Source organism: Paenibacillus planticolens (assembly GCF_013141725.1).
GTDB classification, from domain to species: Bacteria; Bacillota; Bacilli; order Paenibacillales; family NBRC-103111; genus Paenibacillus_E; species Paenibacillus_E planticolens.
Genome location: NZ_WHNZ01000039.1, coordinates 48651 through 73315, shown reverse-complemented (window position 1 = coordinate 73315; position 24665 = coordinate 48651). Strand labels below are relative to the sequence as shown.

The 24665-nt window shown below is 47.4% G+C and carries 17 protein-coding genes; 15 read left to right on the top strand and 2 right to left on the bottom strand.

Going from position 1 to position 24665, the window contains the following annotated elements:
* The first annotated feature begins 17 nt into the window (after positions 1–17).
* The 6 genes from GC097_RS16570 (at position 18) to GC097_RS16545 (ending at position 11967) form a co-directional block, all read left to right on the top strand.
* Positions 18–899, top strand: a complete 882-nt coding sequence (locus GC097_RS16570; RefSeq protein WP_171684591.1) for a carbohydrate ABC transporter permease — start codon at positions 18–20, stop codon at positions 897–899.
* 187 nt (positions 900–1086) lie between these two features.
* Positions 1087–1992: an EamA family transporter RarD gene (gene rarD / locus GC097_RS16565; protein WP_171684412.1), complete on the top strand. Its 906-nt coding sequence runs from the start codon at positions 1087–1089 to the stop codon at positions 1990–1992.
* 214 nt (positions 1993–2206) lie between these two features.
* A complete protein-coding gene (locus GC097_RS34990; protein ID WP_171684411.1) occupies positions 2207–5314 on the top strand; it encodes an ATP-binding protein in 3108 nt (1035 codons plus the stop codon).
* A gap of 3 nt (positions 5315–5317) precedes the next feature.
* Positions 5318–6418 carry a response regulator gene (locus tag GC097_RS16555; protein WP_171684410.1) on the top strand — a complete coding sequence of 367 codons (1101 nt, stop codon included), beginning with the start codon at positions 5318–5320 and terminating at the stop codon, positions 6416–6418.
* Between the two features lie 233 nt (positions 6419–6651).
* Complete coding sequence (locus GC097_RS16550; protein WP_171684409.1) at positions 6652–9453, top strand: Ig-like domain-containing protein; 2802 nt, start codon at positions 6652–6654, stop codon at positions 9451–9453.
* A 36-nt stretch (positions 9454–9489) separates the two neighbouring features.
* Positions 9490–11967: an S-layer homology domain-containing protein gene (locus GC097_RS16545; protein WP_171684408.1), complete on the top strand. Its 2478-nt coding sequence runs from the start codon at positions 9490–9492 to the stop codon at positions 11965–11967.
* Positions 11968–12838: 871 nt separating this feature from the next.
* Here GC097_RS16545 and GC097_RS16540 read toward each other — a convergent pair.
* Complete coding sequence (locus GC097_RS16540) at positions 12839–13855, bottom strand: N-acetylglucosamine kinase (RefSeq protein WP_246294290.1); 1017 nt, start codon at positions 13853–13855, stop codon at positions 12839–12841.
* A gap of 2 nt (positions 13856–13857) precedes the next feature.
* A complete protein-coding gene (locus GC097_RS16535) occupies positions 13858–15153 on the bottom strand; it encodes a 6-phospho-beta-glucosidase (protein ID WP_171684407.1) in 1296 nt (431 codons plus the stop codon).
* A 241-nt stretch (positions 15154–15394) separates the two neighbouring features.
* Here GC097_RS16535 and GC097_RS16530 point away from each other — a divergent pair, with 241 nt between their 5' ends.
* The 9 genes from GC097_RS16530 (at position 15395) to GC097_RS16490 (ending at position 24642) form a co-directional block, all read left to right on the top strand.
* Positions 15395–16261 (top strand): MurR/RpiR family transcriptional regulator, encoded by an 867-nt coding sequence (locus GC097_RS16530; RefSeq protein WP_171684406.1) that lies wholly within the window; start codon positions 15395–15397, stop codon positions 16259–16261.
* 181 nt (positions 16262–16442) lie between these two features.
* On the top strand, positions 16443–17357 hold the full coding sequence (gene murQ, locus GC097_RS16525; protein ID WP_171684405.1) for an N-acetylmuramic acid 6-phosphate etherase: 915 nt from the start codon (positions 16443–16445) through the stop codon (positions 17355–17357).
* A gap of 31 nt (positions 17358–17388) precedes the next feature.
* Positions 17389–18831 (top strand): ABC transporter substrate-binding protein, encoded by a 1443-nt coding sequence (locus GC097_RS16520; RefSeq protein ID WP_171684404.1) that lies wholly within the window; start codon positions 17389–17391, stop codon positions 18829–18831.
* A gap of 100 nt (positions 18832–18931) precedes the next feature.
* The gene (locus GC097_RS16515) at positions 18932–19837 is read left to right on the top strand and encodes a carbohydrate ABC transporter permease (protein WP_171684403.1); all 906 of its coding nucleotides are present in this window, start codon (positions 18932–18934) and stop codon (positions 19835–19837) included.
* A 55-nt stretch (positions 19838–19892) separates the two neighbouring features.
* Positions 19893–20753, top strand: a complete 861-nt coding sequence (locus tag GC097_RS16510; RefSeq protein WP_171684402.1) for a carbohydrate ABC transporter permease — start codon at positions 19893–19895, stop codon at positions 20751–20753.
* A 34-nt stretch (positions 20754–20787) separates the two neighbouring features.
* Positions 20788–21756, top strand: coding sequence for a GNAT family N-acetyltransferase (locus GC097_RS16505; protein WP_171684401.1), 969 nt, complete (start codon positions 20788–20790; stop codon positions 21754–21756).
* Between the two features lies 1 nt (position 21757).
* Positions 21758–22465: a PIG-L deacetylase family protein gene (locus GC097_RS16500; protein ID WP_171684400.1), complete on the top strand. Its 708-nt coding sequence runs from the start codon at positions 21758–21760 to the stop codon at positions 22463–22465.
* Between the two features lie 88 nt (positions 22466–22553).
* Entirely contained in the window at positions 22554–23696 is a 1143-nt protein-coding gene (locus tag GC097_RS16495) for an exo-beta-N-acetylmuramidase NamZ family protein (RefSeq protein WP_171684399.1), read from the top strand.
* A 31-nt stretch (positions 23697–23727) separates the two neighbouring features.
* Positions 23728–24642 carry an N-acetylglucosamine kinase gene (locus tag GC097_RS16490; protein ID WP_171684398.1) on the top strand — a complete coding sequence of 305 codons (915 nt, stop codon included), beginning with the start codon at positions 23728–23730 and terminating at the stop codon, positions 24640–24642.
* Positions 24643–24665 lie beyond the last annotated feature (23 nt).

The following is a 24665-nucleotide window of genomic DNA, read 5'->3' as shown; positions in this document are numbered from 1 at the left end:
AAGGAGCTTTGATTCCGATGAATACCGAAACGATAGAGCGTCAAGCGCAGCATCAGGTTATACGGAGCAAGCTGCCGGAGCGGGTTGGGTATAGCGTGCTGTATGTTGTCCTAACGGCGGTCGCCGTGATCCAGGTGGTTCCGCTGCTTTGGCTCATGCTGTTTTCATTGAAAAACAACGAGGAAATATTCAATCTGGCGCCAATGGCGTTCCCGGAACGGCTGCGTTGGGAGAATTATGAGAAGGTGTGGACGCAGGGCCATATCAATAACTACTTTTTCAACAGTGTTTGGATGACAGTGGTTTCCGTAGCGTGTACCGTATTGCTGGCAAGCTTCGTTACCTTCGCTTTGACGCGGATGAAGTGGAAGCTGCAATCGTTTGTGCTCGGACTGTTTATGGTAGGATTGATGATCCCCGTTCACTCGACGCTCATCCCGCTGTTCAGCTTTTTTTCGAAAACGCATCTGACCAACCATCCCTTGTCGATCATCTTGTCGTATATCTCCTTCAATCTGCCGATTACGATTATGATCATGCTAGGATTCTATTACACGCTGCCGCGTGAGGTGGAAGAAGCGGCCGTCATGGACGGGTGCTCGGTGAACCGGATGTTCTTCAGCATTACGCTGCCGATGACGGCATCTGTTCTATCCACAGCTGTTATCATCAACATGATCTACAATTGGAACGAGTTCATTTTCGTGAATACGTTCATTAGCTCGGAAAAATACAAAACGCTTACGGTCGGGGTGCAAAATTTCGTCGGCCAATACACAACGGACTGGGGTGCTATCGGCGCTACGCTGATGATCAGCATTTTGCCGATCCTGTTGGCTTTCATGCTACTGAGCAACCGGATCGTGGAAGGGATTGCGGCGGGCTCCGTCAAAGGGTAGTACAATCATAGCAACGTTCTCTGTTCAAACTCTCGTCAATCGGGGGTTTATTTTTTTGTAAAAAGGGGGTTCCATACGGACAGAAGTGACACTCTATGTTACAATGGGACAATGCAAAATTGACCTATGGATAAATCAGCTGGAATCATAGGATTCTGTAAATAGACATTGAAATGAGGATTCGGTTATGAAAAAAGGGCTCTGGTACGCCATTTTGGCCTATACCGCGTGGGGCTTGCTGCCTGTTTATTGGAAGTCTTTCGGGACGCTGCTTGCCGGGGAAATCTTGGCTCACCGCGTCATTTGGTCATTTGCCTTTATGGCTATTCTCTTATTAGTCGGACGGGGCAAAATGGAGCAGCTGCGAAAATTGTTCGCAAATCGCAGAACGCTGCTCGTGGTCGCGGCCAGCTCCATCCTGATCTCCTCCAACTGGCTCATCTTCATCTGGGCCGTCAATAACGGCCATGTGATTGAGACGAGCATCGGGTATTATATTACGCCGTTGTTTAATGTGATGCTTGCGGTTTTATTTTTGGGCGAAAAACCGAGCCGCGGTCAGTGGCTGGCCATTGCTTTGGCGGGTGCGGGCGTTCTCGTTGCGACAATCGACTACGGCAGATTTCCGTGGGTTTCTTTGTCGCTGGCGGCTTCTTTTGGCGTTTACAGCCTTGTGAAAAAGAAGGTCTCCTACGAAGCCTCGATCGGTCTCGCCGGGGAAACGGCGATCGTCTTTCCGATAGCTGTCGCTTATATCGTCTACTTGCATCTGACTCATCATGAAGCGGCGTGGTCCTTGCCGCCTGTATCGTTCGTGCTGCTGTTATTGTCAGGCACTGCAACGGCACTGCCCCTGCTGTGGTTTGCCAAAGCGGCTGCTAGGCTTCCGCTGTCGATGCTGGGCTTCATCCAGTACATCGGACCATCCATCACGCTGTTTCTAAGTGTGTTTGTGTTTAAAGAGAAGTTCTCGCCGGTACTGTTCATCAGTTTCACTTTGATCTGGGCGGCGCTGGTCGTTTATGCCCTGGCATCCATGCGGATGGCCAGGACGACTGCGGCTGCAGCCGCAGCTGCTTCGGAGGCGGGGTAACGACAGGTCTTCGGGTGACGAAGTAGAGAAGATTCAGAAAGCACATCGAATTTCGTGATTGCCAGTTATTCTGGGTATCGAACGGAGTTTGATGTGCTTTTTTACAATGAAATAGGGCGTGTGAATCGCTTTGTCGTTTCTTGGAGGGGATCGAAAATAATTTGTCGAATATAAGGGCTTTCAAGGGATTTCATTTTTGTAAAGGGGGGGAATTGTGCTCAAAAGGACTTTGGTTGTTTGCCTTATTGGTTTGATTTCTTTTTTGTTAATCCCGCTATCTATCCTTAAGGATAATGATAAACAAATGAATACGCTGCAAGTCCGGGATGGCGTCATGGATCTCTCAGCGTGGAACTTTAAACAGAATAAGATCATCAAGCTGGACGGAACATGGGAATTTTATTGGAATCAATTATTAACCCCGGACGATTTCAAGCACGGTGGCGAGAGGGTCATGCCTACCGCATTTATGGAAGTACCCTCTCCATGGAATGGTAAACGAATCGACGGTTACCCCTTGCCTGCTTATGGTTCCGCCACTTACCGGATTATGCTGAAACATGTGCCTTTCAGTGGAAGTTTTGCCTTAAAGAAAACGAATATACGTTTTTCCAGCGCGATATATGTCAATGGGCAAAAGCTTGCCGAGGATGGAAAACCAGCAGCGTCGGCAGCGGAGTATCGATCAGGGAATGTTCCGCAGACCGTGTTCTTTGCTTCCGAAAAAGGCGATGTCGAAATTATCATTCAGGTTGCCAACTACGATTATTTAAATGCAGGCATACCGATGTCGATTTATTTTGGCGAGCAGACCGCAATGATGGAGCTCCTTCAGAAGAACATAGCCCATGAATTCAGCACGTTTGCTATTCTCGGCATCCTTGCTCTTATTTATATCATCTGTTTTGTGACGGCAGCATTATATGGAAAAAAAGATAATACCTTGTTGGTATTCGCAATTGTTTGCTCGCTTTATGCCATTTTTAACGGCTTGATCGGGGAGCGGCCTCTCTTATTATTTTTAGACGGAATATCATTCGAGTTCATCTTTAAAGTAAAAGACATTTGTTCACTTTTGAGCTTCATCGTCCTGACCATCTTTTTTTACCAATTGCAAAAAAGCATTGTCTCATTAAAGTTTACTCAAGTTGTCAGTATAGTACTGGGCGGTTATCTCATTTTGGTGGCTGTACTCCCGATTCGCGTGTATATGGTCATTCAGCCTTATATTATTTTAGTGTATGAGTTGATGATTATTTGGTTGCTATTGCGAATTGCCGTGCTTTATATCCGAGGTGCCGAAAAGGGTCGCTTGAAGTCTTTCCTATTATACATGGCTATTCTCTGTATTAATCTGTATTCGCTGGATGTCATTATGCTGGCCTTCTCGCTCAAAGAAAATCTCTGGCTGGGACAATTCTATATTGTCATCTTTAATGCCATCCTTATCGTATTGATCGCGATTCGTTTTTTCGAGGCCTATCATACGATAGATGATATGAAAAATCAGCTGCTCCAACTAGACAAGATCAAAGATGATTTTCTTTCCAATACATCGCATGAACTGAAAACGCCTTTAAATGCCATAGTTAACATAACGGATTCCCTTCTCAAGGGAGTAGAGGGACCTGTTCCGGATAGGCAAGCACAGAATCTGGCTGTGGTCATGGACAGCGGAAAAAGATTAACTCATTTGGTCAACGAATTGCTCGATTATTCCAAAATGAAGCATGGTGATATTGCCCTGCTTAAAAGCAGTATCGATTTGAGAGCTGTGGTCGATTCTGTGATCAAAATGCATGGGTTTCTGCTTGCCGGGAAACCACTCCGGCTTGTGAACGGAGTTTCCGAAGATATTCCTGCGGTATATGCGGATGGCAACCGATTGATACAGATTTTACACAATTTGCTCGGCAATGCAGTCAAATTTACAGATCGGGGTGTCATAGAAGTCAGCGCTGAGGTGATCCGCGACATGGTTGAGGTTCGTGTGAGGGATACAGGCCTCGGGATCCCGCTGCATATGCAGGCGCGCATATGGAATGCCTTTGAACAGGGAGATCCTTCAGAAACTAAGAATGTTGGGGGAACGGGTCTCGGATTAAGCATAACGAAAAAATTAGTAGAGCTTCACGGCGGTCAAATTCGTGTAGATTCTATTGAGAAACAAGGATCGGTATTTCGTTTCACCATTCCGTTATCCGCTACGGCTTCGAGGAAAAGCAATAGATTCGCCGAGGAAAAGGAACGTTCGCCGATCGATGTAAACATCTCCTATCCCGAATATCCTATCTATGTCCAGGGGGAGAAAGACGAGCCTATTCTCGTGGTGGATGATGATTTCGCCAACCTCCAATCCATGAATAATTTACTCAAGCTGGAGGGATATTCCTTTGTTGTTGTGAATCGAGGACAGATGGCGCTGGATGAGTTATCGAAGAACAGGGACTTCTTTCTGGTTGTACTGGATATGATGATGCCCGGCATGTCCGGCTTTGAGGTGCTGCAAGCTATTCGGGAAAGGTTCTCTCCCTTCGAACTGCCGGTGTTGATGCTGACGGCTAAAAATAGAGTTACCGATATGATCTTATCGATGGAGAACGGGGCGAACGATTTTGTCGGGAAGCCGTTTGAAGCCGAAGAGCTCTTGGCACGAGTCAGAAGCCTGACCCGGCTGAAAGCTTCCGTAAAAAGCTCGAAGGAAGCCGAAATTGCTTTTTTGCGTTCCCAGATCAAGCCTCATTTCTTGTACAACGCGCTTAACTCCATCGCCGCACTTTGCATGGATGAGCCTCAACAGGCGGAGGAGTTGACCCTGCAGCTTTCGCAGTATTTGAGAAGCAGCTTCGATTTTGAACACTTGAATACGCTAACGACGATCCAAAACGAACTGGAGCTGGTACAAGCGTATATCAATATCGAGAAGGCTCGTTTTGGCTCCAGATTACAAGTGGAGTACGATGTGGATGCCAATCTGGATATCGGGCTTCCCCCGCTTATTTTGCAGCCGTTAGTGGAAAATGCGATACAGCATGGCCTTATGTCCAATTTTCGGGGAGGTACGGTCCATATATCTGTTAAACTGAACGCTGAAGGCATAGTCAACTTTGTCGTAGCTGACAACGGATGCGGTATGAGCGAGAGCAAGCTTGAGGAAATACGGTTAACAGATACGGAAAGGAAGGGCGTTGGACTGTGGAACATAAGCCGGCGTATCAAGCTTCTTTACGGAAAAGACATTCGTATTGAGAGCGAAGAAGGAGTAGGGACGAAAATTTTCTTTGCCATTCCTGCACACCCGCCCAGACAGATTGGAGGATAAAGCATGCTTCGTGCCATTATCGTAGATGATGAGGAATTATCGATAAAAAGGTTGAAAAATATCCTGATCGATAGCGGTGAAATCGAGATTTGCGGTATGTTTCTGAACCCGGTAGAAGCCTACGAGTTTGTGAAATCCAATCCGGTCGATGTTGCCTTCCTGGATATTTCTATGCCGGAAATTAACGGAATGAAGCTTTCCGGCCTGTTGTTTGAACTCGATGCTTCTCTAGACGTGGTTTTTGTAACCGGGCATGACAATTATGCCTTGCAAGCCTACGATATGAGCGCCATAGATTATTTATTAAAGCCTGTAACTACCCAGCGAATGTCCAAAACATTGGACAAAATCAGAAAAAAACTTCGAGTCTCATCTGTTGAGCCTTTCATAGCGATTCACCTGCTCAATGGACTGAAGTTGTATCGTAGAGATCAGAATAAAGCGCAGATTAAGCTGAGAAGCCCGAAAACCGAAGAGTTGTTTGCTTTTCTTGTTTGCAAGAGAACCGTCAGCAGGGAAGAAATCATTGATACCTTGTGGAGTGGCCTGGAACCGGAGAAGGCGTGGAAGAATCTGAACTCGACCTTATACTATGTTCGCAAAGCGATTAGCGACAGTAAGGCGGAACATTGTATTGTTGCAGGCAGAAACGAAATTCGCATTGATGAGAGCGGCGTTTATTGCGACTTGTATGAATTGGAACGGTTAATAAAGAAAATTCGATTGGCCCCTACGAACAACGCCGAACTGTTCGAACAAGCGGAAGCGCTATATACGGGACAGCTCTTAAAAGGAAAAGCATATGAATGGGCGAGCGCTCCAATGCGTCAGCTCGAACAGAATTATATCTTCCTGCTGGAAGCAGCTGCCAGACTCCATCTGCAGAGGAGAGAGCCGCTGAAATCATTGCATTACTTTGGCGAAATTCTTAAATTGGATGCTCTGCGGGAAGACGTCAGCCATGAAATGATTCGTTTGTTTATCGAACTCGGGAGGAGAAATGAAGCGCTGCGACAATATCGTATACTGGAAGCAACGCTGCAGCATGAGCTCGGAACGAAGCCAAATCCTAGCATTAAAGACCTGATTACAAGTTTAAATTAATGAATAGAAAGAGCCCGTTGGGAATCAAATTTGATGCCGGGGCTCTTTTTTTGTTTATTCCTTGTTTATTGTGTATTTGTATAATTAACTCGATTATTGTCGAATGGAGACCCCAGAACGCCGTTTTCTCTGTTTTTCGACAGCAAATTACAGCTTGTGAGGAGCTTGTGAGAACGGTTTGATAGAGTAATTATTTAGATGGCCCATATCATGTCATGAAGGAGATTCGGATCATGCACCTTGTCAAAAAAAATAAAACTTGGAAACTAGCCGCCAAAATAGGTATGCTTGCCGGGGCCATGGCGTTGGCCGTTCCGTTTGCATCCCTTTCGTTGCCGGTTCAAGCGCAGACAGTAAAAGTCAAACCCATTTTTACGAATAGCATGAGCTGGGCCCCTCGCAATTCCTCGACGGATACGGAATCGACGTTCAACTTTAACGTATCCGATCGATTTAATGGATGTACGGGACTAAGCCTTGTATCCAGCGACTCCGGTTCGGCAACCGGATCATTAAACGGATTGGTGGCAACGATTAAAGTGAATGCTCCGGGAACGCCAGTGTTTACGCTTAGCGGAACCGATACTCAGGGCAATCTTGTTACGGATACGTTTCAGGTGGAGATCAATAAGCTTGGCGATTTTACTGGCGATGGCGTTGTGACGACTGCGGACGCGTTATTTATCTCTCGTTACCTTAGCGGCAAAGTCTTCGTAAGCGAAGATGAGATAATGATGATGGATATCAATGGGGATGGTGTTATTACGAATGCGGACGCTGTAGCACTGACTAGTTTATATGTCGGGGGATCGGGCAGCGGTTCGGATGTCTTGAATTTTACGGCAATTTTTAGAGATATCAATGATGTACCTATCGCTCGCAGCGTTAGTCTTGACGGTCGAGCGGAAATTGGCCAACAGTTGACGGGGAATTACACTTATTTCGATGTAGAGAAGACGCCGGAAGGACCGAAACAACTGCAATGGTACATTGGCAGTAAGGCGGACGGCAGTGATAAAGCGCCGATTGCGGGGGCTGTTTCCTCCACGTACACGGTCAGAGAATCCGATGTGGGCAACTATTTGTTCTTTGGGGTTACCCCTGTCGAGCTAGGTGGTCTAGCCGGGAAACAAGTCATTAGTGCCGCAAGCGCCAAGGTACAGGATACTTCGGTCCCGGTTGCAACATTAATGGCTCCGGTTAACGGGCAGGTCAATGTGGATCCAGGTTTGTCGGCACTCAGCATCACTTTGAGCAAAAACATAACCGCTACGGACAAACATATACAAATTCGCCAACTGTCTGATAACACAATCCTAGCAAACTATGCAGCGAGCGATACAACTAAAGTTACCATCAACGGCAATAAAATAGACATTCTTGTTACTGGGCTACAGGAAAGCGCGGATTATTATGTGGAAATTGAAGCCGGTGCGTTCAAAGACGTCTGGAATAATCCTTTTGGTGGCCTGAGTGGCAGCAGTGCCTGGAAATTTAGTACTTGGGACAAAACACCGCCGAAGATTGCAGCGCTCACGCCGAGCAATCATGCAGTGTCCGTCGATGCGGCACTATCATCGCTTAGCATGACTTTTGATGAGAATGTTTCTGCGATCAGCGGTAAACAGGTGATCATCCGTCAATCTGCGGATCATCTTGCACTTGCTACCTATACGGCGAACGATACGAATTCCATCAAAGTGAACGGCAAGGTGGTCACGGTTTCCCTTCCTCCGTTGGCCGAGAGCACGAGCTATTACGTAGAGATCGAAGCGGGAGCCTTCACGGATGCTTCAGGAAATCCATACGCAGGACTAACGGGTACCAGTGCCTGGACGTTCACGACTTGGGACAAAACACCTCCGGCGATTGTGGCTCTCTCCCCGAATAAAGGTGCGGTTTCCGTCGATGCGTCCCTGCCGTCCCTAACGGTGAGTTTTAGTAAGAATGTTACTGCAGTGAGCGGAAAATATGTGACACTACGCAAGACTTCGGATCAGAGCGAAGTTGCCAAACGATTAGTAACCGATACAGCTAATGTGTCGGTGGGCGGCGAGACTGTGACGATTAAGGTTCCAGCCCTGATGGGAGGGACGGACTACTATGTGGAAATGGATGCGGGGGCATTCGTCGATGCTTCGAACAATCCGTTCGCAGGCCTCACGGGCAGTAGTGCCTGGTCGTTTACAACGTCTGCAGTCGCGGTAGCAACAACGGTAACGGCTGAAACGGACCCCGTCTCGTTAACAGAAAACAATCTGGATGCGGCCCTGATCACACTCAGCGTGACCGGCGATACGTTTAAAGCTGCGGCAGATGAATCGGATTTTCAGTTGAACAATGCGCCTCCTGGCTTAAGCATTGCCTTAGCTTACGTTGACAGCGGCAAAGCTTACTTATTACTGGAACATGATTGGCACGTCTTCTCAGGCGATATTACGAATTTTAGTGTCACCGCCAAGGCAAGTGCGCTGACGAAAGGGGTTGCCGCCACTTCGAACAGTATGAAGATTACAGCGGTACCCCAGACGTTGAATCCTTTCTTTTCGGAATATTTGGATGGAGGAGATGGCCGAATAGCCTTAGCGATTTATTATCCAGGCAACGGACTACCTTCAGATAAAGCGAGCGGTTATGAAGTGGAAGTACAGCAGTATAAGAAAGCTACCAAATCGATCAGTTCGTTTTCTAGATCTCTTTTCCCTATATCTCCTAAAATGCCTTTTATCATGATAGACTCTATCTTCTATGATGCGTTTGATCTTATGAATATCACGTACTTCAATGACGATATACGGATGTACGACCCGAGTACGTATGTAACGACAGCTCTTATTTTGAAAAAGAACGGTCAAGTGATTGATGTTCTGGGAACACCGAATGCAACTAGCGCCACGTCGATTTTGCCAGGAGGCGGAAGCCTGATTCGCAAATCAGGGACCAAGGGCGGTATGACGACCTTTGCGCTGAATCATTGGACAAAAACAAATATGGGTCCAATAATTTTCAAAAAATTTAATACTTTCACGCCATAGTAATTGGATTTGTAGAATGGATACGGAGGTAAATTCATGCCTGATTTAGTTAAAAATTGTCACAAAGTGATCATGTGGATATGTGCGACGCTGTTCGTGATCGGTATCAGCCAAAGTATCCCTATTCAAGTGATGGCGGGGGCTCCGGCAAACGTTCAGTTCTCCATCCCATCGGTTCAAGGAACGGTCGGTCAGCAGGTCGACATTCCTGTAACGGTTACTCCCGCGTATCCGGGCATTGCAGCCTATGGCTTACAATTGGATTACGATAAGAATGTGCTGGAAGCGGTGAGCGTGACGCCATCGTATGGCAATGCTTCCGGGATAGCATGCCTGGAGGATCAGGAGGGCTGCTTCCAATCATCCATCAATTCGGCATCCGGATGGATTCGAATGGGATGGTTTGATATTACTGGAGGTGACTTCCCGATTGTCGCGGCTAAACAACTATTTGTTGTTCATTTCAAGATTAAGAGCAGCATTCCCTCCGGCAGCACGCTGTTGTCAGTGGATGCTTCCAACCCGGAAAAACTTAACGTAACAGATGCTTCAGGCAACGACATGAGAGCACTTGTAACTATTGGCCAATCCGGTCTGGCCGATCTTAGAGAACTATCGCTGACGACTGGCGAGTTATCTCCTATCTTTACAGCAGGGAACAACGGCTATCGTCAAAGTGTCAGTCATTCTGTCTATGAGACGAGTGTAACGGCGGTGTTATATGACCCTGATGCCACGCTTACAATTAATGGAGCGCCAGCAGTGAGCGGTGTGCCTTCGGCACCGATTGCCCTTTCAACCGGCGACAATGCCATCCCGGTAGAGGTGACAGCGGCAAACGGCTCTTACACGAACACGTACACCGTTGTTGTCAGCCGTGCGCCTTCAACTAACGCACAATTAAGCAGCCTAACGACAAGTGCAGGCACGTTGTCACCCCTGTTTTCACCGATAACGACATCTTATAATGTTCAAGTGGGTCAAAACGTCGCTTCTCTAACCGTGAATGCTGCCGTTTATGAACCTTCCGCCAAGCTCAGTGTTAATGAAGTGATGTTGAATAGCGGTACGGATTCGGAGAGTATCCTGCTGAAAACAGGCAATAACGCAATTATCATTACGGTGACAGCGCAAGACGGTGTAACGAAGCAAGATTATACGGTGAATGTTTACCGTGCGCGCCCTGACCGAGATTCATCTTCGGACAACTCGCAGCATTCGAATGACAGTGCTCCGACAGGTACGGAACCAACGTCCGGCAATCCTGAGGTTACCATTATCGTAGACGGCGTGAAACAGGACAAACTAGCTCATGCTTCTACTGAAAAAGCCGGAGATCGGACGATTACTACCGTTAAGCTGGATCAAGACAAGATCATCGGCAAGTTGGAAAAAGAGGGAATCAAAATTATTACCGTCCCTGTGGCCGGGAACAGTGAAGTGGTGGTCGGTCAATTAACAGGTCAAATGGTGAAGCTGATGGAAACGAAGGAAGCCGTGCTCGAAATCAAAACCGACCGCGCTTCGTATACGCTCCCTGCCAGTCAAATGAAAATTGATGATATTTCCTCTAAGTTGGGAAGCAATATCAAGCTGCAGGACATTATTGTGAATGTGAAAATCGCTTTGCCGTCAAAAGAAACGCTTGATAGCATGCAGAAGACAGCAACCGAGAACGGCGTTCATATGGCTGCGCCGCCTGTCAATTTTGAAGTCACGGCTTCGTTGGGCGACAAGTCTGTGGATGTTCAGCGTTTTAATAACTACGTGGAGCGAATGATCATGCTTCCGGCAGGCGTGCAAGCTTCGCAAATCTCGACGGGGATTGTATTGAACCCAGATGGTTCATTCTCACATGTACCGACGAAAATTATGAAGAAAGACGGCCATGACTACGCTGTTATTAACAGCTTGACGAACAGCACCTACGCCGTCGTTTATAGTCCCAAACAATTTGCCGATGTAGAGACCCATTGGAGCAAGCAGGATGTCAATGACATGGCCTCCCGACTCATTGTCCAGGGTGTAAATGAACAATCGTTCGCACCGGATCAATCGATTACACGAGCGGAATTTATATCTATTATGGTTCGATCGCTTGGCATTAAGCGGGGACTTAGCGCGGCTCTGCCCTCTGACGTTCGGAGCGAAGATTGGTATGCCGACGCGGTAGCAACGGCGCTGTCCTATCAGTTAGTAAGCGGTTATGAGGATGGCTCGTTCCGTCCGAATCAGACCATTACGCGAGCGGAAGCAGCCGTAATCTTGAATCAAGCCTCCAAGCTTGCCAAGCTTCGTCAAACCACAGTGGAAGAGGCAGCCAAGCAGCTGCAAAGCTTCAATGATCATCAAGCTGTAGCAGACTGGGCTAAGCAAGCCATGGCGGGTACAGTAGCTAACGGCATTCTTCAAGGAGATCATCAAAGTCTTATGCCGCAGGAAAATGTGACCCGCGCTCAGACGGCAGCGATGATGAGAAGATTGCTTCAGCAAGCGAATTTGATTAATAATTAAGGTTGCATTTAGGGCTATCCTGCTGCGTCGAAGACGTGAGGATAGTCCTTTTTTTAGCTGGCGTGCCCAGAGGCAAGGGATCAAGCTTTTTACAAAATCATTGTTTTTTACTTAGATATTTTTCGGCTATTGATGAAGAAATAGAAAATAGTAAGGAGGTCCCTACAAAAAATGAATAAAGTAGAGTTGCGAATTCTGAAAAGAAAAATTCACTTCTGCCTAAGTACCCGAAACCACCGAACATAAATGGTACGATTAACGCGCTAAAAAGGCTGAAAATTAGTAACATGACAGTTTTTAATAAACTATTTATAAGGATTGAACGAGATTTCATGAAGTGAAGGAAAGCAATGATTACAAAATAAATCGGAAGAGCAAAAAAAAGAAAAAAGACGGTTATCCAAGGATATAGTAAATCAATTTCGCTTTTCTCAGGTATGGCTAGTAAATACATTGTAGTTCTATAAAAAATAACTCCGGTCATGTAGCTTGTTATAACGACCAATGCGTAGATTAATAGCCTTTTCATTAGTCACTCCTTTTAGAATTAACACTAATTTTTTGTTGGTAGAATTTATCATGAAAGGGTTATATGTAAATTTAATAAGTGTGAGGGCTCTTTCGATCAGAGTGTGGTTCGAGTGTCTGTGTGGCAGGAAAGAGATGATTACTTGGAGTAGCTAGGTTAGTAGACGAATGAAGGGATGGCAGTGGTGGTGGAAGAAATTAACAGGAGAAATTCCGGTTAATCCCAAGAGCACATGCCTGCTAAGGCTACACGCGTCAATGACCGCTTTCTTTCGCACAGCGAGCCGGCGCATCATGAAAAAAGGCTAACCCCCAAGCCAATCTTGAGGGTTAACCTATTCCATTATAGCAGCGGCGCGACCGCGGCAATCACTTTCTCCCGGGTCGCCGTATCGACGGGGCGACCATGCGCCAGCTCCAGTGCCCAAAGGATAGCCCCTGCAGCAGGCGGAACTTGCAGAAGAATGAAATTGCAGCTGTGCGCAGTTAAGCTTGCAATGTGCTTCTTGTAGCCTTCGAGCAGGAGCGGGCTTTCGACTTTGACCCAGACGGAGCCCGCCAGAATGAGATCGACCTCCTGGCCGGGCTCGAAATCCAGGTTGTGCAGGCAGCCAACCGTCGAACAAGCCAGCTGTTTGGCTGTGTTGTCGATGATTTGCAGCGCCACCGGATCCCCGGCATCGCCAGCGGCAAACAAAATCTGCACGAGCCGCGTCGTCGGCAAGGTCCGCTTAAGCATGCCGTCTAGAGCAAATTCAATGAACAATTCCTTGCTCGGAATTTGCAGTACATCCATGACCGGCTGCGTTAGTCCCGTTTCCGGGCCCATCCGGTAGAAGGCGTCGTACACAGCCCGCAGCACTTTCCGGGCTAAGAAGAAACCGCCGGCCTCGTCGCCGGACAGCTCGCTGCCTACACCGCCGACTTGCAGCCGCATCCCGCTCGGCGAGATGCCGCCGGTCGACGCGCCGGAGCCGTTGATGGAGCAGATGCCGAAGCCCTTCTCACTGCCGGCTTTCACGCCGAGGAAGGAGTCGTTGTCCATCGCATAGTGCGTGAAGCCGATGCGCTCGATGACCCCGCGCAAATTTTCTTTCTGCGAGGGGATGTCCGCACCTGCGAGCCCGAAAGCTCCGGCAGAAACATCCTCCAGCTTCAAGCCGTTGCGCGAAAGCAGCTCCTGAACGTTTTCATTCATCACGCGATATGCACTCGCATAAGCGTCAGGGAACCGCTCATGGCTGCAGGTTCCGGTGTTAATGTGATCGATAAAGTTTCCTTGAATATCGAACAAAAAGTAGTCGGTTTTGCTGTTCCCGCCATCGACGCCAATAATATAGTTAGGTACCTTCATGATCATGGCTATTTCTCGTTAGCGAAGAACTGCGGCAGATACTCCTTGTGAGCTTCTTTCAGCTCTTGGAAGCATTGGTAAGCCGCATTGTAATCGCCGACTAACGGATTCATCAACATGGCGCGCATTGCCGCATCCTCGCTTCCGCTCACGGCGGCCGCTACGGTTTCACGCTCGTAGGCTTTAACCATACGCATGTAGTCAATGATATGACGGTTGCCAAAATCATTCACTTTGATTGGCTTCGCGCCATCCTTGCCGATAACGGCACAAACCTCAACCGCATCGGAGTCTTCCATAAAGTCCAGAGCTCCGTTGTTAAGCAAATTAACAACATGAACTTCTTGTTTATCGTTATAGATAGCATCCACCAAAGAGATCGCAACCTCTGAATAATTAGCGCCACCGCGAGTGGAAAGCAGCTCCGGTTTCGAGTGAAGCTCTGAATCTTCATAAATGCCGAGAAGCTCTTCCTCGATTTGCATGCATTTCTCGCCGCGCGTCAATTCAGCTTCTTTTAACAGATTCAGCTTCTTCTTATTGTAGTAATAATATTCCATATAAGAGGAAGGGATAGCTCCGACCATTTGAATAACCTCTTTGCTGAAGCCGCTGGAAGGAATGTTTTTCATCGTTTCACTGTTAAGTCCCATCTCAAGCGCAGTCTTCACATAATCCTTGCCGTCCTGCTCGATCGATGTAATCCAGCTCAAATGATTCAGGCCGACATAAGTAAAGCTCGGGTGGTCGAGCTGTAGTGTTTCACGAATGCTTTTGAACATGTTATAAGGAACATTGCAGAGACCAAGCATTTTCACATCGGAATGATTCAGCAGAGCTTCTGTGATGATGCCCGCCGGGTTGGAGAAGTTGATCAGCCAAGCATCCGGGCACAGCTCTTTCATGCGCTCCGCGATATGAAGCATAACGGGAATCGTCCGCATCGCTTTGAAAAATCCGCCGATACCGCAAGTTTCCTGACCGATTAGATCATATTTCAACGGAATTGTTTCATCGAGCACGCGGGCAGGCAGCTTGCCTACGCGAATTTGCGACAGAACGAAGCTGGCATCCTTAAGCGCTTCATCCAAATCCTGCGTCATGACCACTTTGCATGGCATACCGGAGGCTTGAATCATGCGCTGGCAAAGGCTGCCCACAATGTGAAGCTTTCTCTCATCAATGTCCATGAGCACGAGCTCTTCTATAGGCAGCGCGTCCTTCCGCTTAATCATGCCTTCAATAAGCTCCGGTGTGTAGGTGCTTCCTGAGCCGATAATCGCAATTTTCAACTTGTTATTCATCCGTATTCTCACCCTTTCAAGTCATCTCAATCTTGCTGTTATTATAGCACCGCCTTCTTCAAGCCTGCAATATAAATTGGAATTTAATTTTAGTTTGATAAATTTATTTTGAAATAAAATTTCTTGATTGATGAATTGGATTCCGTTACGATAGGAGAGAATCATCTTGTAATTTTAAACAAATCTTCGTATGATGATAGTAATTTTAGCTGGGATAATATATGGCGAGTAGGGAAGAGCGATGTCAATTAACGATAATATTTTGATCAAAATTCGGGATATGAAGGACAGCCTTACACCCGTAGAGAAACTGGTAGCAGAGTATATCTTAGAAAATTTAGAAGAGATTCCTCATTTATCGATTAAGAGTCTCGCTCAGCTGACGAAAACCAGTGACGCATCGGTGCTGCGGTTTTGCAAAACGATGGGCTACAAAGGTTACCGTAATTTCATCGTCAGTATCTCTGCTTCAATCGGCTCCATGGATGACGAACAGAAGGACCAGTATACCGATATTCAGCCGGGGGACGATTTATCGATCATCATCTCGAATATTTCCCGCAATAACAGTAAATCGATTGAAGATACGTTAAGTGTGATTGATAAAAATGAAATCGCCCGTGCCGTCAAGGTGCTGCGCGAGAGCAATCGCCTCGTGTTCTTCGGGATCGGCGCTTCGGGTCTTGTCGGCATTGATGCGGAGCAGAAATTTTCGCGGATTAACAAGATGTGCCATACCTACATAGACGGGCACAGCCAGCTAACGGCCGCGACACTTATGGACAAAACGGATGTGGCCATCTTTATTTCAAATTCCGGTAGCACGACGGAAATTCTGGATTCGCTGGATATTGTTAAGAAGAACGGGGCTTGCGTCATTGCGATTACCAAATACAACAAGAGCGAGTTAGCAGAGAAAGCGGATATTGTGCTTAGCATATCTACGCCGGAGGTTACCATTCGCAGCGGCGCGATGGGTTCGCGCATTGCGATGCTGACCGTCATTGATATTCTTTTTGCCGGAGTAGCCAGCGCAGAGTACAAGAAGGTCAAGAAATATTTGTCCAAAACGCACGATATCATTGCCAGCAGCAAGCATCGCAGATGAATAGGAAAGACAGCGGCTAAGCACGAAAAAGCCGTTGTCTTTTTTTGTCGTAAATTAAAATAAAAATTCAAAAGTTTTTTGTAAAATAAAATAAAATTTCAAAAACTATTGACCGTGATGAAATTTTTCGCTAGTATGAATTTAGAAAGTTTAAGAAACAAACAGGATAGGAGGATGACTTATGGATGAGTATCTGTCGGGGTTGACTACGGAAGAAATAAATGAGAAAACACTGATGATCGACGAATGTACAACAGAACAAATGCTGCATTTGATGAATGAACAAGATGCTACGGTTCCTGCTGCAGTAGGAGCGGAAATACCGCAAATTATGAAAGCGGTTGACATCTTGCATCATGTACTGAAAAATGGCGGCAGAATGTTCTACGTAGGGGCCGGATCTTCTGGCAGACTCGGTGTGCTCGACGCTTCTGAATGTCCTCCTACTTTTGGTGTAGATGCCATGCTGGTGCAAGGTCATATCGCAGGTGGCGATGGGGCCCTAAGATTTGCAGTTGAAGGTTTTGAGGATAACGCAGAGGAGGGGGTCGCACTCATTGAGCGGTGCGGAGTGACTGACAAGGACGCGGTTATTGGCATTACAGCCAGTGGAAGCGCGCAATTCGTCATTGCCGCTTTGAGAAAGGCGAAAGAAATCGGTGCTGCGACAATCGGCGTTGTGAACAACAAAGGCTCGAAATTAGCGCCTGTCAGCGACGTATGTATTGCGCCTGTCGTCGGGCCGGAAGTCATTATGGGATCCACCCGTTTGAAAGCGGGGACAGCACAGAAGCTGGTTCTAAACATGCTTACGACTTGTACGATGGTCAAACTTGGGAAGACTTATAACAACCTAATGGTTGACATGAAGGCTAGCAACATCAAATTATACGATCGTTCCGTACGTATCATTAAGGCAGCGACAGAAGTTGACGATGCCACGGCAATTGCTCATTTGGAAGCTGCTTCCATGAATTGCAAATTAGCGATTATGATGATCAAAACAGGCATGAATGCCGCTGACGCTGATCAAGCGCTGCAGCAAAGTGAAGGCAGTTTGAAAAGAGCCATACGTACCTTTGTTCAAGTTGTGTAAATAACTGAAATTATTAGGAGGTCTGTTTTTCATGAAAAGAAAAATGCCCGTATTAGCGTCCGTCGTAGCTTTAACTATGGCTTTAACAGCTTGTGGTAGCGGTAATTCCGGTACGAAAGAATCGGCTTCTCCTGCAGCTTCTGCTCCTGCAGCTTCGGCTGCCGCTTCAACAGAGAAAGATACCATTACGGCTTTGCTGCCGCCGGTTTCACCGAATTATCAAAAGACTTTCGAACAAATGTCGAAAGATTTCAATGCCTTGTATCCGAATCTGACTTTGAAAATCGAGCCGGCTAGCTGGGAAGATATGAAGCAGAAATTGGATACGCAAGTGAATGCGGGCAGCCCGCCGGATATTGCTTTCGGAGGTTCTGACGGTATCCCGAAATACTTGCAGCAAGGTTTGCTCATGGACATTACGGACGCAGCGACTCCTGAAATGATTAATGATTATGATAAAGCTCCGCTTGACTACATGAAAAACGGCAAAGGTCTTTACGGCTTCCCGGCGTATATGGAAGTACACGCATTGGGCGGAAATAAAGAGTTCTTAGAAAAAGCGGGAATCGATTGGAAAAAAGTGCAAACAAACGGATGGACGTACGATGAATTCCGTCAAGCGATCAAGAAAGGCGTCGTAACCGAAAATGGTAAAACGCGCTACGGTTTCGTGTTTGCAGTGAAAGGCGTTGCTGCGGTAGACTATTTGGGTATCATGGCGAAAAATGCCGGCATGCCGCACGCGTTTAATAAAGATTTGAAATACGCATACACTAGCAAAAACTACCTGGGTCTTCTAAAAGATCTTCGTCAACTGATTGATGACGGTTCCATGCCGAAAGAGCTCAGCTCCGTTGACGCTGGTAAGCGTTGGAACATGTTCTTGACTGGTCAAACTATGATCACAGGTAAAGGTCTTGCGGTGTTTGAAAATTCCGCAAAAACGAACAATGCGAAGCTGAAAGCAGCTGATGCAAGTGCTGTAAAAGATTCTATCCCTGTTGATTATGTTGTATTGCCGGCTCCGACTTTCCAAGGCGCGCAGCCATCGTTCGCAACCGTGGTTGACGGTTACATGACGTTCCGTGGCAAAAAAGAACCTACTGCCGAGCACAAAGCAAATGTCGTAAAAGCGGCTTACTTCCTGGCTAGCGGTAAAAATGCTGCAGTAACAAACAACGATCTGTTCTCCGCTCACATCACGCAAACCGCTAAAAAAGCGGCTGAAAGCTTGAAAATCGAGAGAAGCCCAGAAAACGTTGCGGCTGTTGACTACATGCTGAAACACGCAACACCGGCTCGTTCCGATATCCCGACTGATTTAGGGGCTAAAGCGATTAAACTGGAAACAGAAGTTATCGTGCCTAAGTTCCAAGGTCTAATCGCTGGGGAAATTACGCCTGAAGCGATGTATGAAGCCGTGAAAACCGCTGCGATTGCTGCATTTGGCGCAGACGGCGTTGTGAAAGATTAATCATAGGTTATTAACCTCGGATAGTCGTGAAGCAGGTTGCACGGCTATCCGAACTATTTTAATCCGGGTTTTCTGAAACGGGGTTTGGGGGTTTGACAGTATGGCTACGAATATCGCTAAACCGATGAAAAGAAGGGGAATCAAAGGAGAAGGTGCTTGGGGATATGCATTTATTGCTGTCGCTTTGGTCGTTTTTGCGATGTTCACCGCATACCCGGTCGTAAGCGCGTTTATCATTAGTCTCCAAGAATACAAGCCGCTTGGTTCTACCTATGTTGGATTAGACAACTATGTTTCTACATTGAAAGACGGCTTGTTTTGGCAAGCTATGCGCAATACCGTCGTATACACGATTTTGACCGTACCTGTTAACTTGTTCTTGTCCATGGTGATCGCTATTTTGATTCTCCCGCTCAGGAAAAAAACGCAGGGCTTCTTCAAAGGTGTTTACTACTTGCCTGTTGTTGCTTCCGGCGTTGCTTTATCCGTTGTATGGCTTTGGATCTTCGATCCGATGGAAGGCGGAATTTTGAATCAGTTGATTCATTTCTTCGGTATCTCCAATCAGAACTGGTTGGGTTCAAGCAAAACAGCGATGTTTTCTTTGGTGCTGATGTCCTGGTTGTCCAGTCATGGCACAAGCATTATCATCTACCTGGCCGGATTGCTCGGCATTGATGATACGTATTATGAAGCAGCGGAAATGGATGGCGCGAACTTTTTCCAGAAGCTCTGGCACATCGTTGTCCCTTCTTTGAAACCGGCTACGCTATTTCTTTTGGTTACGGGCGTAATCGGATCTTTCCAAGTGTTCCAAAATGCGTACCTGATGACAGGTGGCGGTCCGAATAATGCGACGACCATGGTTGGTCTCCTAATCTTTAATAATGCATTCACGTATTTCGAGTTCGGTAAAGCCGCGGCGCAATCGCTGATTCTAGCTATTATTATCGCCGGCATTTCGGTTATTCAGTTCAAATATGTAGGAAAAGACGTCGAGTATTAAGAACGGAGAGACTTTGAGCTCCGCTCAAAGATCCCTATAATGGGAGGATAAAAAAATGGCTTTATACAGCAATCACGCAGGTAAACCTAGAGTAAAAACCATTCGAAATTCAATCATTTTTATCGCCCTCCTACTTTTTGCTTTGGCGACGATATTTCCGATCTATTTCATGGTTATTTCTTCCTTTGCCGATCCGGTTGAGGCAGGAGCGGTGAGCTACTCCATTTTACCAAGCAAGTTTACCTTTGCTTCTTTCAAATATTTCTTTGATTACAGTGAATATTCGTATCGTTGGATATTGAACTCGCTGATCGTGGCGACTACCGTGATGGTGTCGAATGTCATTTTTGCCAGTATGGCGGGTTATGCATTTTCTAAACTTCGTTTCAAAGGGAGAGGCGTGCTGTTCGCCGTACTGCTTGTCTCCATGATGATTCCTTACCAAGTTACGCAAGTTCCCTTGTATATTCTGGTCGTTAACGTGTTCGAACTGCAAAATACGTACAGCGCGTTAATTATGCCTGGTATCGTTACGGTATATAATATTTTCCTGGCTAAACAGTTTATGAGCAGCATCCCGAATGAGATTATGGAAAGCGCCAAAATCGAAGGCTGCAGCCAGTTCACGATCTATTGGAGAATTATTCTGCCGTTGTCCAAAACCGTACTTGCGGTTATGGCGATTCTAACCTTCATGGACAGCTGGAACACATTCTTCTGGCCGCTGCTTGTTACCAATACGATGGATATGCAGACGATCCAGGTCGGACTCAAAAACTTCCGCTTCGCCAATACGACGTTTATCGCGCCGATGATGGCGGGTGCTACGATCTCTGCACTGCCGATGTTTGTTCTGTTCTTCAGCTTGCAAAAGTACTTCTTAGAAGGTGTAACGGTTGGAGCGGTGAAGGGCTAATACAAGCCGCGCGTGGGGGAGGTATCACTTCAGAATGATTGTGTCTTGGGATCAACAGTATGGTCAGTCCGTTATTGCCTTATGGAATGAGGAAGCCGTGAAAGATGGCTACAAGGAGCTTACCGAACAAACCTTTGAGCGCATTTTTACGGCGAACCCTTATTTCGATGAACACAATACTTTTGTTTTACTAGAGCAAAATGAGGTTAAAGGTTTTGCCTGCGGCTGCACGGGGCACGATCTGCCGCTTGGGGAAACGGCGGGATACATCACCTGCATCGTGTTAGCCGAAGGCTTCCAAACAGATGAGAATTATCAAGGCATGCTCGATGCTCTGGAGCACCGCTTTCAGCAGCTGGGGAAAAAGCAAGGCGATGTCTTATTTTTTAATCCGATGTTATTGCCGTGGTATATACCCGGGACTCCGAAGCATGAGCATAACAATGCGCCGGGAGTGCCGATTGAAAGTAAGTTATACGCGTTTTTGCTCCAAGCCGGATATGTGGAACGCGCCAAAGAGTGCGCCATGTATTTGAAGCTGGACGGTTTCACCATACCGGACGATGTAAGAGCCAAGGAACGCAAAGCAGCAGCCGAAGAGTACACGGTGGAATTGTTCAGTAAGGAAAAGCATAACGGCGTTAAGGAAATGCTTAATGGCTTTAATAATCTTTTATGGCAAAAGGAAATCGGGCAGTGCACGGCAGATGGTGTGCCGGTAGTCATTGCTGCATATAAAGGAAAAGTCATCGGATTTGCAGGTCCGGTGATTCGTCAGGACAACGGCCGCGGCTACTTCGCGGGTATCGGAGTGCTTCCTGAGCATGAGGGACATGGTCTGGGCAGCCTGCTTTTCTTTAAGCTGTGCGAAGCTTTTCGTTCCATAGGAACCGAATATATGTCGCTCTACACGGGCAGTACGAATCCGGCCATCCGTATCTACGAGAAGGCAGGCTTTACAACCGTCAAACAATTTTCTGTCATGAGAAGGGAGTTTGTGTGAAATGAGCGAGCAAAAGTTAACGATTCTGGCCATCGGCGGCCATGTGGGCGATGCCGAATTAACGGCAGGGGGCGTATTGGCAAGCCACTCTTTGAAGGGGGATCGCATTGCGACCCTGGCACTGACAGCAGGCGAACGCGGCGTTCCGGCAGGACAAGATATGGCCGAATACCGCGTGCAGAAAGTGAAAGAGGCCAAAACGTTTGCCGAGATGCTGGGCGGGGAAGCGTTCGTATTCGACGATATTCCGGACGGCGAATTGCAGGATAACCAAGAGATGCGTTTCCGTGTATGCGATGTCATTCGTCAGGTTCGACCTAACGTGATCATTACGCATTGGAAGAACAGCATGCACAAGGATCATATGACAACGCACCGCATCGTGAACGATGCCCGCTTTTTCGCCGCCTTGCCGACGTTCGATCGGGAGCTCCCGGCACATTTTGCCCAGAGATTGTATTATGCCGAGAACTGGGAGGATGCGGTCGACTACCGTCCGTATGTGTATGTCGACTTCGACGTAGAAGCTTTTGAGCTATGGGTGAAGGCTGTGTCTACGCATTGGTTCGTAACAGGCAGCAAATCATTCCAGTATTTGGAGTATTACAAACATTTGATGAGAGTTCGCGGCCTTGAAGCCAGAAAAGAATATGCACAAACGTTCATGATTCCGGAAGAAAATATGCGTGTGCTCAAAACTGAATTATAGACAGTATCCGACCTCTGCACGCAGCCGCTTATCCAACATAAGGCTCGGGTAGAGGTTTTTTCAATCAAACAGGGGCGAGGGGAAAGCGATGATTCTTAACGGTATTGATTGTATCGGGCAGTATGCCCATCTGTTCAAAGGGAAACGGCTGGGGCTGATTACGGCGCCGACGGGATTGAACAAAGATTTTGTATCTACGATTCAAATTTTGCATGAGAACTTCAATCTTACAGCGATGTTCTCGCCGGAACATGGGGTGCGGGGAGATCAAGCGGCAGGCGCACTGGTAGAAACGTATCTGGACCCGATTACGCAGGTCCCGGTACATAGCTTATACCGCAAGGATTCCAAGCGTTTGAGCCAAGAGATGCTGGATGAAGTCGATATGGTAGTCTATGACATACAGGACGTGGGTACCCGCTATTATACATTTATTTATACGATGCTCTATGCTTTGGAAGACTGTGCGAAAGCAGGCAAACCTTTTGTCATTCTTGACCGGATCAACCCGCTGGACGGGGTGACTGTGGAAGGGAACATTTTGAAGCCGGAGTATCAATCTTTTGTAGGCAACTATCCGCTGGCTGTGCGCTACGGCCTGACGGTCGGGGAACTTGCCATGATGGCAAACGATCAAATGAACTGGCATTGCGATCTGCACGTAGTTCGCTGCGAAGGCTGGGAGCGGAACATGCTTTTCCCGGAAACCGGGCGCGAGTGGATTATGCCGTCCTTAGGGCTGCCAAGGTTTAATTCCGCCTTGCTGTACCCTGGAACGTGTCTTTTTGAAGGCACGAACTTGTCGGAAGGGCGCGGAACGACGGTTCCTTTCGAAGCGATAGGGGCTCCGTTCATCGACGGTCAGAAGCTGGCGGATGAAATGAACGCATTGAGGCTGCCTGGCGTCGTTTTCCGGCCGGTTTACTTTAAACCGAGCTTTTCCAAGCATCAAGGAGAATCCTGCAGCGGCGTTCAGATTCATGTGCTGGATACTCGTGCCGTTCAGCCTTTGGAGACGGGGATTACCCTGTTGTACACGATTAAGAACAATTATGAGCAGTTCGCTTTCCTGCCGCCTTTGCGGGAAGGATCGCGGCCTTTTATGGACTTATTGTGCGGAGATAACGTGTATCGCCAAGACAGCGTGGATGTTCCGGCGCTGCTTCAGCAATTCCGGGAAGAGAGCCGTACCTTTGCGCAAATGAAAGAGCAGTATCATTTGTACAAATAGAAATAAAACGGAAGAAAAGAGATGTGACCCTATGAAAAGATACGTAGCGGGACTGGATGGCGGAGGTACCAAAACGGCGGTGACGGTTGCCGATGAGAGCGGTCTCGTGGTACACACCTTTACATCCGGCGCGATTAATTATAACGGGCAAGATGCGGAAAGTATCCGGCGCAGTTTTCAAGATATTTTTGAGGAAATCGCAGGCGTCTGCGGGGGACTCGAAAACTGCAGGCAAATCGTGATCGGTGCGGCAGGGGTTAGCAACCCTACCGTAACTGTGCGTTTGGAGGCGAACGTCAGGGAGTGCGGCTACCAAGGGAAAGTATTTATTACGGGCGATCAGGAGACGGCGCTTTGCGGCGCCCATGACAGTGAATACGGCATTATCCTGATTGCGGGTACAGGGTCTATTTGTTACGGCAAAAAAGAGGACGGAATGATTCACCGTGCAGGCGGTTACGGTCACCTCATCGACGATGAGGGCAGCGGCTACAGCATCGGTCGCGACCTGCTGTCCGCTCTGGTTCGGGCGCAGGATGGAAGGATAAAAGAGACCGTTATTACCGAAATGGTTTATGCGCAGCTTCAATTCACGACGGTGCAGCAAATCATCGGTTTTGTGTATAACAAAGAGACGAACAAGAAGGACATTGCCGCTTTGGCGCCAATCCTGTCAGTGGCTTGTACGCAAGAAGACGAAGCGGCGCTGGCTATTGCGGCCAAAAGCGCCCAATCGCTGTTCGAGATTGCCGTTCCCGTCGTGGAAAAGCTGTCCATGCAGCAAGGGAGTCTGGCCATGACCGGGAGCGTGCTGCTCAACAATAACTATGTGCGGAACGCTTTCGTAGAGAGATTGAACGAGAGATATCCGGATTTGGCCTGTATCAAGGCCAAAAAGGATGCTGCGAGCGGGGCTGTTCTGATGGCTTTGAACCGTTTGGAATAGGGACAGAGCGGGAAAAGAGCAAG